General features: G+C 50.7%; 15 protein-coding genes, 2 tRNA genes and 1 other RNA gene. All 18 read left to right on the top strand.

What is annotated here, in order from left to right; translation table 11 throughout:
* Positions 1 to 18: 18 nt before the first annotated feature.
* A complete protein-coding gene (gene sucA / locus DUT67_RS15395) occupies positions 19 to 2,826 on the top strand; it encodes a 2-oxoglutarate dehydrogenase E1 component (protein WP_048259326.1) in 2,808 nt (935 codons plus the stop codon).
* Between the two features lie 15 nt (positions 2,827 to 2,841).
* Positions 2,842 to 4,068, top strand: a complete 1,227-nt coding sequence (odhB, locus tag DUT67_RS15390; RefSeq protein WP_113632333.1) for a 2-oxoglutarate dehydrogenase complex dihydrolipoyllysine-residue succinyltransferase — start codon at positions 2,842 to 2,844, stop codon at positions 4,066 to 4,068.
* 201 nt (positions 4,069 to 4,269) lie between these two features.
* Positions 4,270 to 5,436: an ADP-forming succinate--CoA ligase subunit beta gene (gene sucC / locus DUT67_RS15385; protein WP_011092948.1), complete on the top strand. Its 1,167-nt coding sequence runs from the start codon at positions 4,270 to 4,272 to the stop codon at positions 5,434 to 5,436.
* Positions 5,436 to 6,308 (top strand): succinate--CoA ligase subunit alpha, encoded by an 873-nt coding sequence (gene sucD, locus DUT67_RS15380; RefSeq protein ID WP_015730897.1) that lies wholly within the window; start codon positions 5,436 to 5,438, stop codon positions 6,306 to 6,308. Before sucC ends, sucD begins: the two co-directional genes overlap by 1 nt.
* Positions 6,309 to 7,036: 728 nt before the next feature.
* The gene (gene cydA, locus DUT67_RS15375; protein WP_113627346.1) at positions 7,037 to 8,605 is read left to right on the top strand and encodes a cytochrome ubiquinol oxidase subunit I; all 1,569 of its coding nucleotides are present in this window, start codon (positions 7,037 to 7,039) and stop codon (positions 8,603 to 8,605) included.
* Between the two features lie 13 nt (positions 8,606 to 8,618).
* Positions 8,619 to 9,758 (top strand): cytochrome d ubiquinol oxidase subunit II, encoded by a 1,140-nt coding sequence (cydB, locus tag DUT67_RS15370; protein ID WP_113627347.1) that lies wholly within the window; start codon positions 8,619 to 8,621, stop codon positions 9,756 to 9,758.
* Positions 9,759 to 9,774: 16 nt separating this feature from the next.
* Entirely contained in the window at positions 9,775 to 9,891 is a 117-nt protein-coding gene (cydX, locus tag DUT67_RS15365; protein WP_011092952.1) for a cytochrome bd-I oxidase subunit CydX, read from the top strand.
* Positions 9,888 to 10,181 carry a cyd operon protein YbgE gene (gene ybgE, locus DUT67_RS15360; RefSeq protein WP_113627348.1) on the top strand — a complete coding sequence of 98 codons (294 nt, stop codon included), beginning with the start codon at positions 9,888 to 9,890 and terminating at the stop codon, positions 10,179 to 10,181. The genes cydX and ybgE overlap by 4 nt, the downstream gene beginning before the upstream one ends.
* Positions 10,182 to 10,314: 133 nt before the next feature.
* On the top strand, positions 10,315 to 10,719 hold the full coding sequence (ybgC, locus tag DUT67_RS15355) for a tol-pal system-associated acyl-CoA thioesterase (RefSeq protein WP_048259331.1): 405 nt from the start codon (positions 10,315 to 10,317) through the stop codon (positions 10,717 to 10,719).
* On the top strand, positions 10,716 to 11,402 hold the full coding sequence (gene tolQ / locus DUT67_RS15350; RefSeq protein WP_011092955.1) for a Tol-Pal system protein TolQ: 687 nt from the start codon (positions 10,716 to 10,718) through the stop codon (positions 11,400 to 11,402). The genes ybgC and tolQ overlap by 4 nt, the downstream gene beginning before the upstream one ends.
* Positions 11,403 to 11,414: 12 nt before the next feature.
* Positions 11,415 to 11,840, top strand: a complete 426-nt coding sequence (tolR, locus tag DUT67_RS15345) for a colicin uptake protein TolR (RefSeq protein WP_011092956.1) — start codon at positions 11,415 to 11,417, stop codon at positions 11,838 to 11,840.
* Positions 11,841 to 11,904: 64 nt separating this feature from the next.
* Positions 11,905 to 13,092 carry a cell envelope integrity protein TolA gene (tolA, locus tag DUT67_RS15340; RefSeq protein ID WP_113627349.1) on the top strand — a complete coding sequence of 396 codons (1,188 nt, stop codon included), beginning with the start codon at positions 11,905 to 11,907 and terminating at the stop codon, positions 13,090 to 13,092.
* Positions 13,093 to 13,230: 138 nt separating this feature from the next.
* Positions 13,231 to 14,523 (top strand): Tol-Pal system beta propeller repeat protein TolB, encoded by a 1,293-nt coding sequence (tolB, locus tag DUT67_RS15335; protein ID WP_048259333.1) that lies wholly within the window; start codon positions 13,231 to 13,233, stop codon positions 14,521 to 14,523.
* A gap of 40 nt (positions 14,524 to 14,563) precedes the next feature.
* Complete coding sequence (gene pal / locus DUT67_RS15330) at positions 14,564 to 15,073, top strand: peptidoglycan-associated lipoprotein Pal (protein ID WP_011092959.1); 510 nt, start codon at positions 14,564 to 14,566, stop codon at positions 15,071 to 15,073.
* A gap of 9 nt (positions 15,074 to 15,082) precedes the next feature.
* Complete coding sequence (gene cpoB, locus DUT67_RS15325) at positions 15,083 to 15,859, top strand: cell division protein CpoB (RefSeq protein ID WP_113627350.1); 777 nt, start codon at positions 15,083 to 15,085, stop codon at positions 15,857 to 15,859.
* Between the two features lie 175 nt (positions 15,860 to 16,034).
* Positions 16,035 to 16,110: transfer RNA gene (locus tag DUT67_RS15320), tRNA-Lys, on the top strand.
* A 44-nt stretch (positions 16,111 to 16,154) separates the two neighbouring features.
* Positions 16,155 to 16,230, top strand: a tRNA-Lys gene (locus tag DUT67_RS15315).
* Between the two features lie 58 nt (positions 16,231 to 16,288).
* A non-coding RNA gene (locus DUT67_RS15310) (RtT sRNA) lies at positions 16,289 to 16,417 on the top strand.
* The last annotated feature ends 22 nt before the right edge of the window (positions 16,418 to 16,439 follow it).

Genomic DNA, 16,439 nt, shown 5'->3' with positions numbered 1-16,439 from the left:
TTAGCTTAAGGGATCATAATGCAGAACGGCGCGATGAAGGCCTGGCTGGATTCCTCCTATTTGGCGGGTGCGAATCAGTCCTACATAGAGCAACTCTATGAAGATTTTTTAACCGATCCTGACTCGATCGAACATAGCTGGCGCTCGATCTTCCAGCAATTGCCTACGAGTGGGGTCAAACCGGATCAACTCCATTCCAAAACGCGTGACTATTTCCGCCGTCTGGCGAAAGACTCTTCGCGCTTTACCTCATCAGTCACCGATCCCGATATTGATGTCAAGCAGGTCAAGGTATTGCAGCTGATCAATGCGTTCCGCTTCCGCGGGCATCAGCAGGCCAATCTGGACCCGATTTTCCTGCGCCCTCAGGAACCTGTGGCAGAACTGGATTTGGATTATCATAACCTGACTCAGGATGACCTGCAGGAATCCTTCAACGTGGGTTCTTTTGCCATCGGCAAAGACACCATGAAGCTGGAAGATCTGTATGACGCGCTGAAACGCACCTATTGCGGTTCTATCGGTGCGGAATATATGCATATCACCAGCACGGAAGAGAAACGCTGGATCCAGCAACGTATTGAATCGGTAACTGGTCAGGCGTCGTTTACGGTAGAAGAAAAGCGCCGTTTCCTGAAAGAGTTAACCGCGGCCGAAGGGCTGGAGCGTTATCTGGGGGCCAAATATCCTGGCGCTAAGCGTTTCTCGCTGGAAGGTGGTGACGCACTGGTTCCCATGCTGAAAGAATTGATTCGCCATGCAGGTGCAAACGATACTCGTGAAGTCGTATTGGGGATGGCACACCGTGGTCGCCTCAACGTGCTGATCAACGTATTGGGCAAAAAATCTCAGGATCTGTTCGACGAATTTGCCGGTAAGCATAAAGAACACCTGGGTACTGGTGACGTGAAATATCACCAGGGCTTCTCGTCTGAATTCGATACTGCTGGCGGTCTGGTGCATTTGGCGCTGGCGTTTAACCCTTCGCATCTGGAAATCGTCAGCCCGGTCGTGACGGGGTCGGTACGTGCACGTCTCGATCGTCTGAATAGCCAGAGTGGTCCACGTGTTTTACCTATCACCATTCACGGCGATGCGGCAGTCAGTGGTCAGGGCGTGGTGCAGGAACTGTTGAACATGTCGACAGTGCGTGGTTATGAAGTTGGCGGTACGCTGCGTATTGTAATCAACAACCGTATCGGCTTCACGACCTCTAACCCGCTGGACATTCGTTCCACCGAATACTGTACCGATATCGGCAAAATGGTGCAGGCACCCATTTTCCACGTTAATGCCGATGATCCAGAAGCGGTGGCGTTTGTTACGCGTCTGGCGCTGGATTTCCGCAACGCCTTCAAACGTGATGTGTTCATCGATCTGATTTGTTACCGTCGTCATGGTCATAACGAAGCTGATGAGCCAAGTGCAACACAGCCGATGATGTACCAGAAGATCAAAAAACATCCTACACCGCGTAAGGTCTATGCCGATCGTCTGGAACAAGAGAAAACCATCACGCTGGAAGATGCCACCGAAATGGTCAATCTGTACCGCGATGCGCTGGATGCTGGTGAATGCGTGGTGGAAGAATGGCGTGAGATGGATATGCAGTCCTTTACCTGGACGCCGTATCTCAATCATGAATGGGACGAGCCTTATCCGCACAGTACGGAAATGAAACGTTTGCAAGAGCTTGCAAAACGTATCAGTGAAGTACCGGAAGGGATTGAGATTCATCCTCGTGTTGCCAAAGTTTATTCTGACCGTGCCGAAATGGCCGCTGGCAATAAACCGTTCGACTGGGGTGGTGCGGAAACGCTGGCCTACGCCACGTTGGTCGATGAAGGGATTCCGATTCGCTTGTCTGGTGAGGACAGCGGTCGTGGTACGTTCTTCCATCGGCATGCTGTCGTGCATAACCAGAAAAATGGTTCCAGCTACACGCCGTTGAACCATGTACATAACGGACAGGGCGAGTTCAATGTGTGGGACTCCGTGCTATCCGAAGAAGCGATCCTCGCGTTTGAATACGGTTATGCGACCGCAGAACCGCGCACGCTGACTATCTGGGAAGCGCAGTTTGGTGACTTTGCCAACGGTGCGCAGGTGGTGATCGATCAGTTCATCAGCTCCGGTGAGCAGAAGTGGGGCCGGATGTGTGGTCTGGTCATGCTGCTGCCACATGGTTATGAAGGGCAGGGCCCAGAGCACTCGTCTGCCAGACTGGAGCGTTATCTGCAGCTGTGCGCTGAGCAAAATATGCAGGTCTGTATTCCGTCAACACCGGCACAGGTTTATCACATGCTTCGCCGCCAGGCGCTGCGCGGTATGCGCCGTCCGCTGGTAGTGATGTCGCCGAAATCCCTGTTGCGCCATCCGTTGGCAATCTCTTCACTGGATGAACTGGCAAATGGTTCCTTCCAGCCAGCGATTGGTGAAGTAGAAGAATTAGATCCGGCAGCCGTGAAGCGTGTCGTGCTTTGTTCCGGTAAGGTCTACTATGATTTGCTGGAACAGCGCCGCAAGAATGAGCAAAAAGATGTCGCAATCGTCCGTATTGAACAGCTTTATCCGTTCCCGCATCAAGCTGTTCAAGCGGCACTGGAACCTTTTTCCCAAGTTCATGATTTCGTATGGTGTCAGGAAGAGCCGCTGAATCAGGGAGCCTGGTATTGTAGTCAGCACCATCTCCGTGAAGTAATTCCGTTTGGATCTTCTTTACGTTACGCAGGACGCCCGGCGTCTGCATCACCCGCCGTTGGCTATATGTCCGTACACCAGAAACAACAGAAAGATCTGGTCGATGACGCGCTGAACGTTGATTAAATAAAAGGATAGATAATGAGTAGCGTAGATATTCTTGTACCCGACCTGCCTGAATCTGTAGCTGACGCCACTGTTGCTACCTGGCGTAAAAAGCCCGGCGATAGCGTTCAGCGTGATGAAGTATTGGTTGAAATTGAAACTGACAAAGTTGTGCTGGAAGTTCCAGCCTCTGAAGCCGGTATTCTGGATGCTGTGCTGGAAGACGAAGGCGCGACCGTCATGTCTCGCCAACTGCTGGGTCGTATTCGCCGTGGCGATAGCTCCGGTAAAGAAACTGGCGAGAAATCTCAGAGTAAAGAATCAACACCGGCACAGCGTCATACCGCTGGTCTGGAAGAAGAGAACAGCGATGCACTCAGCCCGGCAATTCGCCGCCTGATTGCCGAGCACGATCTCGATGCATCTGCAATCAAAGGCAGTGGCGTCGGTGGTCGAATTACCCGTGAAGACGTGGATAAGCATTTGGCTACCCAGAAGAAAGATTCTGGTAAAGCCGCTAAGCCTGAGGCTCCGGCGGCGTCTCCTGCACCAGCTCTGGGCGCGCGTAGCGAAAAACGCGTACCGATGACGCGTCTGCGTAAGCGTGTTGCAGAACGTCTGCTGGAAGCGAAAAACAGCACGGCAATGTTGACGACGTTTAACGAAATCAACATGCAGCCGATCATGGACCTGCGCAAGCAATACGGCGAAGCCTTTGAGAAGCGTCACGGTGTACGTTTGGGCTTCATGTCCTTCTACATCAAAGCTGTCGTTGAAGCGCTGAAGCGTTACCCTGAAGTGAATGCCTCTATTGATGGCGAAGATGTGGTTTACCACAACTATTTCGATGTCAGCATTGCGGTTTCTACCCCGCGTGGTCTGGTCACACCGGTACTGCGTGATGTGGATGCGCTGGGCATGGCCGATATCGAGAAGCGCATCAAAGAGCTGGCCGTGAAGGGTCGTGACGGCAAACTGACGGTTGAAGAATTGCTGGGTGGTAACTTTACGATTACCAACGGCGGTGTCTTTGGTTCTCTGATGTCTACCCCGATCATCAACCCGCCACAGAGCGCGATTCTGGGTATGCACGCCATTAAAGATCGCCCAATGGCGGTTGATGGCCAAGTGGTTATTCTGCCGATGATGTATCTGGCGCTGTCTTACGATCACCGCTTGGTCGATGGTCGTGAATCCGTCGGCTTCCTCGTGACGGTGAAAGAGATGTTGGAAGATCCAGCGCGTCTGCTGTTGGACGTGTAGTCCGACAGCTAGCGTTTTCTTTCGGGTGGTTAGCCCTGACGGTTTTCCGCCCGAAACACAAATTATGTGCTATGCAGGCCGTTTTTTCTCAACGGCGTTATCCAAATATATCAGAGAGTTTATGGCGCTTTTTTCTACCGCAAGAGTCGGTGAGGGAAGCTGTCTGCCGACTTATCTCCAAACCTAAATGGATAGAACATCATGAATTTACACGAGTATCAGGCAAAACAACTCTTTGCTCGATATGGTTTACCGGCACCGACCGGCTATGCCTGTACTACACCGCGTGAAGCAGAAGAAGCCGCATCTAAGATTGGCTCGGGCCCGTGGGTTGTAAAATGTCAGGTTCACGCAGGCGGTCGCGGTAAAGCGGGCGGCGTTAAAGTGGTCAGCAACAAGGAAGACATTCGCGCTTTTGCTGAAAACTGGCTGGGTAAAAAACTCGTTACTTATCAAACTGACGCGCAGGGCCAACCGGTTCATCAGATTCTGGTTGAAGCGGCAACGGATATCGACAAAGAGCTTTATCTGGGCGCGGTTGTTGACCGTGGCACGCGTCGTGTCGTGTTCATGGCATCCACCGAAGGTGGCGTAGAAATTGAAAAAGTTGCGGAAGAGACGCCGGAACTGATCCACAAAGCTGCCATCGATCCACTGGTCGGCCCACAGCCTTATCAGGGTCGTGAACTGGCCTTCAAACTGGGTCTGAGTGGCAAGCAAGTTGCCCAGTTCACCAAAATTTTCATGGGCCTGGCGACGCTGTTCCTTGAGCGTGACCTGGCGCTGGTAGAAATCAACCCGCTGGTTATCACCAAGCAGGGCGATCTGATCTGTCTGGATGGCAAACTGGGCGCGGATGGTAATGCACTGTTCCGTCAGCCTGAGCTGCGTGAAATGCGTGACCCAAGCCAGGAAGATTCCCGTGAAGCGCATGCGGCACAGTGGGAACTGAACTATGTTGCGCTGGACGGTAACATCGGCTGTATGGTGAACGGTGCTGGTCTGGCGATGGGAACCATGGACATCGTGAAACTGCACGGCGGTTCGCCTGCTAACTTCCTCGATGTTGGCGGTGGCGCGACGAAAGAACGTGTGACTGAAGCATTCAAAATTATCCTGTCTGACGACAAGGTAAAAGCCGTCTTTGTTAACATCTTCGGTGGCATCGTACGTTGCGATTTAATCGCTGACGGTATCATCGGCGCGGTAGCCGAAGTGGGCGTTAGCGTGCCGGTTGTGGTACGTCTTGAAGGAAACAATGCGGAACTGGGCGCCAAGAAACTGGCGGATAGCGGCCTGAATATTATTGCCGCGACCAGCCTGACGGGTGCAGCTCAGCAGGTTGTTGCAGCAGCGGGAGATAAATAATGTCCATTCTGATTAATAAAAATACCAAAGTTATCTGTCAGGGTTTTACTGGTAGTCAGGGGACATTCCACTCTGAGCAAGCACTTGCTTACGGTACGCAAATGGTCGGTGGTGTGACGCCAGGTAAAGGCGGCACGGAACATCTGGGTCTGCCCGTATTTAATACGGTGCGTGAGGCAGTAGAAGCGACGGGCGCAACGGCATCCGTTATCTACGTTCCGGCACCGTTCTGTAAAGACTCCATTCTGGAAGCGATTGACGCAGGTATCGAGCTGATTATCTGTATCACCGAAGGCATTCCGACGCTGGATATGCTGACGGTGAAAGTGAAACTCGACCAGAGCGGTGTGCGCATGATCGGCCCGAACTGCCCAGGGGTGATCACGCCGGGTGAATGTAAAATCGGCATCATGCCGGGCCATATTCACCTGCCGGGTAAAGTCGGTATCGTTTCTCGTTCAGGCACGCTGACGTATGAAGCCGTGAAGCAAACGACGGATGCCGGGCTGGGTCAGTCCAGCTGTGTCGGTATCGGTGGCGACCCGATCCCAGGCTCTAACTTCATTGATATTCTGAAGCTGTTTGAACAGGATCCACAGACAGAAGCCATCGTGATGATTGGTGAAATCGGTGGTACAGCGGAAGAAGAAGCGGCGGCGTACATTAAAGAGCACGTGACTAAACCTGTTGTTGGTTACATCGCGGGTGTGACGGCACCGAAAGGCAAACGTATGGGCCATGCTGGCGCCATCATTGCCGGCGGTAAAGGCACTGCCGATGATAAATTCGCAGCGTTAGAAGCGGCAGGTGTTAAAACCGTTCGCAGCCTGGCGGATATCGGCGATGCTGTAAAAGCGATACTAACACGTTGATCGACTAGTCGATTAAACACGCTAGCCACCCTCGGGTGGCTTTTTTATGCATAAGAGGATGACATCCAGAAGGAGCAAATATGAGAAATGTTGTTAATTTCAGCAACAATTATAAAACAATAAATGAACGGAATAATAAGTAATAAAATAATAAAAATCATACAGAAAAAAGAATAAAGGAAATGCGTTTTATTGCATGTGAATAATCGAACTCCAAAGTAAATAATATATTGCGTAATTAATCATTCTTAAACCGTGGGGTCACATTGCATTAACAATTGGTGCAATAAAGAAATTAATGCAACGCGCCAATCACGAGAAAAGCGTTAAATTGTTTTAGATCAAAAAACGCCTCTGGATATAATTTATGAAATAGGCTTAAATTGCGCGAGGTCAATTATCGTCTTTTGTGTTGTTTAGTGGAAAAGTTGATTTGAAGCCAAAAACCTAGTCTAGGTCACGTAAAAACCTATTTATTGTAGGGGATTACAGGCGTAATATACGGCTACCTCCTTACGGGGTACGCTATTTGTAATACTTGTGATTTATCTTGAGCTTGCTGTCGGGGCGTCGCGGTGTGACTGCCTTGGTGAACGTATTTTTAGCGTTTGTTACAGCCTGTGTTAAAGCAATTCTTGTTGTGTTCTTTTTGGGTGTAATGGCCGGATGTTTGGCAGCTTGTTAGCGTTTGCAAGCTAATCCCTTCCTGCGAGGAGCAAGGAGTCAAAATGTTTGATGTAGTCGAACTGTCACGTTTACAGTTTGCCTTAACCGCAATGTACCATTTTCTATTCGTACCATTAACGCTGGGGATGGCGTTTTTGCTGGCGATTATGGAAACGGTATATGTGCTGTCCGGCAAACAAATCTATAAAGATATGACCAAATTCTGGGGCAAGTTATTTGCAATTAACTTCGCTCTGGGGGTTGCTACCGGATTGACCATGGAGTTTCAATTCGGGACCAACTGGTCATATTTCTCTCACTACGTCGGGGATATTTTCGGCGCACCGCTAGCGATTGAAGGCCTGATGGCATTCTTCCTGGAATCGACCTTTGTTGGCTTGTTCTTCTTCGGTTGGGAGCGTTTAGGAAAAGTGCAGCATATGGCCGTTACCTGGCTGGTTGCACTGGGCTCTAACTTCTCTGCACTGTGGATTCTGGTCGCCAATGGCTGGATGCAAAATCCTATCGCATCGGATTTCAATTTCGAAACCATGCGTATGGAAATGGTGAGTTTCGCCGATCTGGTGCTGAACCCGGTTGCTCAGGTGAAATTCGTTCACACGGTTGCCGCAGGTTACTGTACCGGCGCGATGTTCATTCTAGGCATCAGCTCCTACTATCTGCTGAAAGGCCGCGACATTGCGTTTGCCAAGCGTTCATTCGCCATCGCAGCAAGCTTCGGTCTGGCTTCTGTTCTGTCCGTTATCGTACTGGGTGATGAATCCGGTTATGAAATGGGTGACGTGCAGAAAACCAAACTGGCAGCGATTGAAGCAGAATGGGAAACACAGCCCGCTCCTGCATCCTTTACGCTGATTGGCATCCCGAACCAGGATACGATGGAAAATAACTATGCCATCAAGATTCCTTACGCTCTGGGGATCATTGCCACCCGTTCGACTGACAAAGAAGTCACAGGTCTGAAAGAACTGATGGCGATGCATGAAGTGCGTATTCGTAATGGTATGCAGGCTTACCACCTGCTGGAAGAATTACGTGCGGGCAATACCGACCCTGAGGTTAAAAAAGCGTTCGATCAGTCTAAGCAAGATCTGGGCTATGGTCTGTTGCTGAAACGCTATACGCCGAAAGTCTCGGATGCGACAGAAACGCAGATTAAGCAGGCGGTTAAAGATTCTATCCCACGCGTTGCGCCGCTGTACTTCTCTTTCCGTATTATGGTGGGCTGCGGCATTCTGATGCTGTTGATCATCGGCCTGTCTTTCTGGACCGTTCTGCGTGGCAAAATTGGTCAGAAACGCTGGCTGCACCGCATCGCACTGTATGGTATTCCTCTGCCGTGGATTGCTATCGAAGCAGGCTGGTTTGTCGCTGAATATGGTCGTCAACCTTGGGCCATCGGTGAAATTCTGCCAACGGCTGTCGCGACGTCATCACTGACAGCAGGGGATATCCTGTTCTCAATGGCGTTGATCTGTGGTCTGTATACGCTCTTCTTGGTCGCAGAAATGTATCTGATGTTCAAATATGCACGTTTGGGGCCAAGCAGCCTGAGAACGGGGCGTTACCATTTTGAACAACCTATAGCGGCTGCGCAGGAAGCACGGTAAACAGGAGTCCACTATGTTTGAATATGAAGTCTTACGTTTTATCTGGTGGCTGTTGATCGGTATTTTGCTGATTGGCTTCGCTATCACTGATGGTTTTGACATGGGTGTGGGCATTCTGGTCCGTCTGATGGGGCGTGGAGATACCGAGCGTCGTGTCATGATTAATAGTATTGCTCCGCACTGGGACGGTAACCAGGTATGGTTGATCACCGCAGGTGGCGCGCTGTTTGCTGCCTGGCCGATGGTTTACGCTGCCGCGTTCTCCGGTTTCTACATTGCCATGATTCTGGTGCTGGCCTCACTGTTCTTCCGTCCTGTTGGCTTCGATTACCGTTCAAAAATCGAAGATCCACGCTGGAGAGGGATGTGGGACTGGGGCATCTTCATCGGTAGCTTTGTCCCGCCAGTTGTCATTGGTGTCGCGTTTGGCAACCTGTTGCAGGGGGTACCGTTCCACGTCGATGAATATCTGCGTCTTTACTACACCGGAAACTTCTTCCAACTGCTGAATCCGTTTGGCTTGTTGGCTGGTGTTGTGAGTCTGACAATGATTCTTACTCAGGGGGCAACCTACCTGATGATGCGGACCACGGGCGACCTGCACGTGCGTTCCAAATCTGCCGCGCAGATTTCTGCGCTGGTGATGATGGTGACGTTTGCTCTGGCTGGCGTGTGGGTGGTTTACGGTATTGATGGTTATGTGGTGACGTCTGCGATTAATACCGCGGCTGAGTCTAACCCACTGCGTAAAGAAGTTGTTCAGCAGGCGGGCGCTTGGCTGGTTAACTTCAATAACCATCCGGTACTGTGGGCTATCCCTGTGTTGGGCGTGGTGCTGCCAGTGCTGACTACCCTCATGGCGCGCGCAGAGAAAGGGGCATGGGCATTCTTGTTCTCTTCTCTGACTATTGCTTGTGTGATTCTGACTGCTGGGATCGCTATGTTCCCGTTCATCATGCCGTCAGTCACCGTGCCTAACGTCAGCTTGACGGTATGGGATGCGACATCGAGCCTGCTGACGCTGAAAGTGATGACAGTGGTGGCGATTATTTTCGTTCCTATCGTGCTTTCTTATACCGCATGGTGCTACTACAAGATGTTCGGTCGTATTACCAAAGAGCAGGTTGAGCAAAACACTCACTCTATGTACTAAGTAAGGAGCTTAATTTATGTGGTATTTTGCCTGGATACTCGGAACGCTTCTTGCTTGCTCACTGGGGATTATCACGGCCCTGGCTATTGAGCAGAGTGAGGCAAGCAAAGCGGCTGAAGAAGATAAGCAATGAGTGATCTGGTCGATAAACTCTATCGCCTGATGGATAAGAGCCCGATAAGGGCTCTTTCCCTCATCACGGCGTTGCTGTTGGCTGGCTGTGTGTTCTGGGATCCAACGCGCTTTGCGGCGCGCACCAGTGAACTTGCTGTTTGGCAGGGGCTGCTGTTGATTTGGGCCGTTTGCGCTGGCGTTGTTCATGGCGTTGGTTTCCGTCCACACCGTCTGCTTTGGCGCGCGTTTTTCGCACCACTTCCCGCCTTTGTGATCCTGTGCGCAGGATTGTACTATTTCTTCGGCTAAAATAGCCTCCTATTCCATTTAGTTATGGGTTGCTTGCAGCCCATAATTATTTTCTCTCCGCTGTCACAATCCATTCCAAACCTCATTTCTCTTGCGTATAGTAGCGAGGTTTAATGCATTACCGGGATGTAGAGTGAGTAATTCGTTGTTTCGCTGGCCAGTTCGAGTCTACTTTGAAGACACTGATGCAGGTGGTGTTGTCTACCATGCACGCTATGTTGCCTTTTATGAAAGGGCAAGGACTGAGGCGTTGCGTGAGCGCAACTTTCACCAACAAGCCTTGCTAAGTGAACATGTCGCGTTTGCTGTTCGTCGGATGACGGTGGAGTATCTTGCTCCTGCGCGCCTCGACGACATGCTGGAAGTACAGAGCGAGGTTATCTCGCTGCGTGGTGCTTCTCTGACTTTCGCACAGCGTATTCTCAATGCTCATGGCACCCTGCTAAGCCATGCTGAAGTTTTGATCGCATGCATCGATCCACATCAAATGAAGCCAATTGCGCTTCCTAAGTCTATTGTCGCGGAGTTCAAGCAGTGACTGACATGAACGTTTTTGATTTGTTCCTGAAGGCAAGCCTTCTGGTTAAACTAATCATGCTGATTTTAATCTGTTTTTCTATCGCTTCCTGGGCGATCATCATTCAGCGTACCCGAATTTTAAATGCGGCAACGCGTGACGCCGAGGCGTTCGAGGACAAATTTTGGTCGGGCATCGAACTGTCGCGTCTCTATCAGGAAAGCCAGACTCGTCGCGATAGCCTGACGGGCACTGAACAAATCTTCCATTCAGGTTTCAAAGAATTTGCGCGGTTGCATCGTGTTAATAGCCATGTGCCGGAAGCGGTGGTAGAAGGTGCATCCCGTGCGATGCGTATTTCAATGAATCGTGAATTGGAAACGCTGGAGACACACATTCCTTTCTTGGGTACCGTAGGTTCTATCAGTCCGTATATCGGCCTGTTCGGTACCGTTTGGGGGATTATGCACGCCTTCATCGCGCTGGGCGCTGTGAAGCAGGCAACCTTACAAATGGTTGCGCCAGGTATTGCCGAGGCCTTGATTGCTACAGCAATCGGCCTGTTTGCGGCGATCCCTGCGGTCATGGCGTATAACCGTCTTAGCCAGCGGGTTGGCAAACTGGAGCAGAACTACGACAACTTTACGGAAGAGTTCATCGCTATACTGCACCGTCAGGCATTCTCCATCGACAACAGCAAGTAATCAGGGGGGATCATGGCACGAGTACGCAGAGGCCGTCGTGAGCTGAAATCCGAGATCAACATTGTTCCGCTGCTGGACGTGCTGTTGGTACTGTTGCTGATTTTTATGGCGACAGCGCCGATTATTACGCAGAGCGTTGAGGTGGATCTGCCGGATGCGACCGACTCAAAAACGGTCTCAAGCAACGACAATCCACCTGTGATCGTAGAGGTTTCAGGCGTAGGACAATATAGTCTGGTTGTTGAGCAAAACCGTATGGAACAGCTTCCTGCAGAGCAGGTGGTTGCTGAAGCACAATCACGGCTGGCAACCAACCCCAAGACGGTCTTTTTGATTGGTGGCGCGAAGGACGTTCCTTATGATGAGATCATTAAAGCGTTGAATTTGTTGCATCAGGCTGGCGTAAAATCCGTTGGTTTGATGACACAACCGATTTAAATGAGCACATCACGGTAATGATCGTTAAGCCTATTTCTGGCAACACTGTTTTTGGGAATCGCTTGTGTTAAAGGCAAACGAACAAAACGATAAGCTGAAACGCGCCGTTATTATCTCGGCTGTTTTGCACATCATACTGATTGCTTTGCTGCTCTGGAGTTCGTCGACGCAAACGATGGATGCCAGCGGGGGCGGCGGAGGCTCGTCAATTGATGCAGTGATGGTCGATCCGAGCGCAGTGGTGGAACAGTATAACCGCCAACAACAGCAACAGACGGATGCCAAACGTTCTGAACAGCAGCGTCAAAAGCAGGCTGAACGGCAGGCCGAAGAGCTTCAGCAGAAGCAGGCCGCTGAACAGCAGCGGCTAAAAGATCTGGAAAAAGAGCGTCTGCAAGCGCAGGAAGAGGCGAAAAAGCAGGCTCAGGAACAGGCTGAACAGCGTAAGCAATCTGAAGCTGCGGCTCAGCAGGCAAAAGAACAGCAGAAGCAAGCCGAAGCGGCTGCGGCAAAAGCGAAGGCTGAAGCTGAACAGCAGGCAAAAGCAGCAGCAGACGCTAGAAAGAAAGTAGAAGACGAAGCGAAGAAGCAAGCTGCTTCGGCCGCTGCGGCTAAGAAGCAGGCGGAAGAAGAGGCTAAAGAAAAAGCCGCTGAAGCCGCCAAGCAGAAGGCAGCAGAAACCGCCAAAGCAGAAGCTGCAAAGGCTGCCGCAGAGGCAGCAAAAGAGGCCGAGCAGGCTAAGCAAAAAGCAGCAGCTGAGGCAGCTAAACAGAAATCTGACGCTGAAGCCACGAAGAAAGCTGAAGCAGCCGCAGCGGCTAAGAAAGCCGCTGATGATAAAAAGAAAGCGGCAGCAGAGGCCGCTAAGCAGGAAAACGCCGTCGATGATTTGCTGGGTGGTTTGGCGTCATCGAAAAATGCGCCGAAATCCGGCGGTGGTGCACCTGCGGGTACAGGTAACAATAAGAAGAGCGGTGCATCAGGTGCAGCGCTTGATAGTTATGGTGGTCAGGTTCGCTCAGCCATTCAGAGCAAGTTTTATGACTGGCAGCTCTACAAAGGGCGTACCTGTACATTACGGATTAAGCTGGCGCCAGATGGTCTGCTGATTGATGTCACGGCTGAAGGTGGCGATCCGGCGTTATGCCAGGCAGCTATTGCGGCTGCCAAACAGGCCAAAATACCGAAGCCGCCAAGTACGGATGTTTATGAGGCTTTCAAAAATGCGCCAATAGACTTTAAACCGCAGTAACCGGGCTGTTTACCCAATAGATTTAAGATTATTACGATGGTAAATGAACCAGGTTATGTTGTTTTGTTGACATTGGTTTGTTTTTGTTAAAATTCTGCTAATTTATCGTAGACTTCGCGTCTGGATAAGGGAGATGAGATGAAGCAAGTACTGAAAGTTGCGGTAGGCTTTTTAATGCTGTGGGCAGCGGTGCTGCACGCGGAAGTACGTATAGAGATTACCCAAGGGGTAGACTCTGCACGCCCTATTGGTGTGGTTCCGTTTAAATGGGCCGGGCCGGGCGCTGCGCCTGAAGACGTAGGCGGCATCGTGGGTGCTGATTTGCGTAACAGCGGTAAATTCAACCCGATCGACGCAAACCGTATGCCTCAACAACCTGCAACAGCATCTGAAGTGACGCCTGCTGCATGGACTGCGTTGGGTATTGATGCGGTTGTGGTTGGTCAGGTTCAACCGAGTGCCGATGGTAGTTATCTGGTTTCTTACCAACTCGTTGATACGTCAGGTAACCCTGGTAGCGTACTGGCTCAGAACCAGTTCAAAGTGACCAAACAGTGGTTGCGCTATGCTGCGCACACGGCCAGTGATGAAGTGTTTGAAAAGCTGAGCGGTATTAAAGGTGCGTTCCGTACTCGTATCGCTTACGTCGTGCAAACCAACGGTGGTCAGTTCCCTTATGAACTGCGCGTTGCGGACTATGACGGTTACAACCAGTTTGTTGTTCACCGTTCACCACAGCCGCTGATGTCCCCGGCTTGGTCCGCAGACGGTAGTAAACTCGCCTATGTAACATTTGAAAGTGGCCGTTCAGCGCTGGTTATCCAAACGCTGGCAAATGGTGCGATCCGCCAAGTTGCGTCTTTCCCACGTCACAACGGCGCACCTGCTTTCTCTCCTGATGGCAGCAAACTGGCATTTGCTCTGTCTAAGAGCGGTAGCCTGAATCTGTATGTGATGAATCTGGGATCGGGTCAGATCAGTCAAGTGACTGATGGCCGCAGCAATAACACGGAACCAACCTGGTTCCCAGACAGCCAGACCTTGGCCTATACTTCAGACCAAGCTGGCCGTCCTCAAGTTTACAAAATTAATGCTAACGGCGGTGCTGCACAACGTGTGACCTGGGAAGGTTCTCAGAACCAAGACTCAGATGTGAGCGCCGACGGGAAATTTTTGGTAACGGTGAGTTCTAATGGTGGGGCTCAGCATATTTCCAAACTGGATCTGGTAACGGGTGCCGTACAAGTATTAACGGACACGTTCCTGGACGAAACGCCAAGTATCGCACCGAATGGCACGATGGTGATCTACAGCTCCAAACAAGGGCTGGGTTCAGTGCTACAGTTGGTTTCGACAGATGGACGTTTCAAAGCGCGTCTTCCGGCTACTGATGGACAGGTTAAATTCCCTGCCTGGTCGCCGTATCTATAAGTACAGATATGTACAATAAACTCGTCAAAGGACATAAGAAATGCAATTCAATAAAGTGCTGAAAGGCCTGATGTTGGCTCTGCCGGTACTGGCAGTGGCCGCTTGTAGCTCCAACAAGAACGCAGACAATGACCAATCTTCCATGGGTGCTGGCAACAACGGCATGATGGACGGCGGCAACGCGTCTTCTTCTGAGCAAGCTCGTTTGCAGATGCAAGAATTACAGCGCAACAACATCGTTTACTTCGGTCTGGACAAGTATGATGTGAGCTCTGAGTTCGCTCAGATGCTGGACGCACACGCTGCATTCCTGCGTAGCAACCCGTCTTACAAAGTGACTATCGAAGGTCACGCGGACGAACGCGGCACGCCAGAATACAACATCGCTCTGGGTGAACGTCGTGCCAACGCGGTACAAATGTACCTGCAGGGCAAAGGCGTTTCTTCCGATCAGATCTCTATCGTTTCTTACGGTAAAGAGAAACCAGCTGTTCTCGGTCATGACGAAGCGGCATATGCCAAAAACCGTCGTGCCGTTCTGGTATATTAAGAGAATCGCATGAGCAGTAACTTCAGACATCACCTGTTGGGTCTGTCGTTACTGGTTGGCGTAGCGGTCCCTTGGGCCGCTACTGCCCAAGCGCCAATCAGTAATGTCGGCTCAGGCTCGGTCGAAGACCGCGTCACTCAATTGGAGCGTATTTCTAACGCTCACAGTCAGCTTTTAACCCAACTTCAACAGCAGCTCTCTGATAATCAGCGTGACATTGACAGCCTCCGTGGGCAGATTCAGGAAAGTCAGTATCAGTTGAATCAGGTTGTTGAACGGCAAAAACAGATCTATCAGCAGATTGATGGATTAAGTTCGCAATCATCTTCTACACCGACGACAGGCAGCACACCTGCCGCTGCGGTGAGTACTGATACCGGTGCAGCCAATACGGCCGCACCGGCCAGTACGGGTGATGCAAATAGCGATTACAATGCCGCAGCCGCGCTCGTGCTGGAGAAGAAACAGTACGATCAGGCTATTAGTGCGTTTCAGGCATTCGTCAAGAAGTACCCTGATTCAACTTATCAACCTAATGCTAACTATTGGCTTGGTCAGTTGAATTACAACAAGGGGAAAAAGGACGATGCGGCGTACTATTTCGCCAACGTTGTTAAAAATTATCCCAAGTCACCAAAAAGTTCTGAAGCCTTGCTGAAGGTTGGGGTGATCATGCAGGAAAAAGGTCAGGTTGATAAAGCCAAAGCCGTTTACCAGCAAGTTGTAAAAATGTACCCCAATACAGAAAGCGCAAAGCAGGCGCAAAAGCGTTTAGCGGGATCGTAATACCGTATTAATTGGCACAAAAATTGCGCATCATGAGCGGTTTTTGTGCCTAAACGTCTTAAGAGTAAGCAATCAAACAGTTTTTTAAGAAAATAGGTTGCGCTGAAAATTTAAATCAGTAATATGTGCCGCCGTTGCCAAGGCAAACAGCAAAGCGCTGAAGCAGCATGAAATTGGGTCGTTAGCTCAGTCGGTAGAGCAGTTGACTTTTAATCAATTGGTCGCAGGTTCGAATCCTGCACGACCCACCAATTTCAAACGTAGTGTCATTTAGTATCAAGTAGTTCCGCATTGCGGGTCGTTAGCTCAGTCGGTAGAGCAGTTGACTTTTAATCAATTGGTCGCAGGTTCGAATCCTGCACGACCCACCATCTTCTAGTAATTAGCGGTACAATTCCAAATTAAATAATCCAGCCTCTCTGGTTACCAACATAACGAATACCGTGACTTTTAATCAATTGGTCGCAGGTTCGAGCCGAGCGAAGCGAGACAGCAACGCGCTAGCGTTGACCCCGAAGGGGCGAAGCCGAAGGCTGAGTCATCCTGCACGACCCACCACCACTTCAGCAGTAAAGCTCCT

The organism is Pectobacterium peruviense (assembly GCF_003312355.2).
In the GTDB taxonomy this organism is placed as follows: domain Bacteria; phylum Pseudomonadota; class Gammaproteobacteria; order Enterobacterales; family Enterobacteriaceae; genus Pectobacterium; species Pectobacterium peruviense.
Note: the sequence above shows the minus strand (reverse complement) of the source record. Positions and strands in the feature narration are given on the sequence as shown.

Bases quoted from the DNA above. Each gene is read 5' to 3' on its own strand.
- sucA (WP_048259326.1), top strand. From the start codon at position 19: ATGCAGAACGGCGCGATGAAGGCCTGGCTGGATTCCTCCTATTTGGCG.
- odhB (WP_113632333.1), top strand. From the start codon at position 2,842: ATGAGTAGCGTAGATATTCTTGTACCCGACCTGCCTGAATCTGTAGCT.
- sucC (WP_011092948.1), top strand. From the start codon at position 4,270: ATGAATTTACACGAGTATCAGGCAAAACAACTCTTTGCTCGATATGGT.
- sucD (WP_015730897.1), top strand. From the start codon at position 5,436: ATGTCCATTCTGATTAATAAAAATACCAAAGTTATCTGTCAGGGTTTT.
- cydA (WP_113627346.1), top strand. From the start codon at position 7,037: ATGTTTGATGTAGTCGAACTGTCACGTTTACAGTTTGCCTTAACCGCA.
- cydB (WP_113627347.1), top strand. From the start codon at position 8,619: ATGTTTGAATATGAAGTCTTACGTTTTATCTGGTGGCTGTTGATCGGT.
- cydX (WP_011092952.1), top strand. From the start codon at position 9,775: ATGTGGTATTTTGCCTGGATACTCGGAACGCTTCTTGCTTGCTCACTG.
- ybgE (WP_113627348.1), top strand. From the start codon at position 9,888: ATGAGTGATCTGGTCGATAAACTCTATCGCCTGATGGATAAGAGCCCG.
- tolR (WP_011092956.1), top strand. From the start codon at position 11,415: ATGGCACGAGTACGCAGAGGCCGTCGTGAGCTGAAATCCGAGATCAAC.
- tolB (WP_048259333.1), top strand. From the start codon at position 13,231: ATGAAGCAAGTACTGAAAGTTGCGGTAGGCTTTTTAATGCTGTGGGCA.
- pal (WP_011092959.1), top strand. From the start codon at position 14,564: ATGCAATTCAATAAAGTGCTGAAAGGCCTGATGTTGGCTCTGCCGGTA.
- cpoB (WP_113627350.1), top strand. From the start codon at position 15,083: ATGAGCAGTAACTTCAGACATCACCTGTTGGGTCTGTCGTTACTGGTT.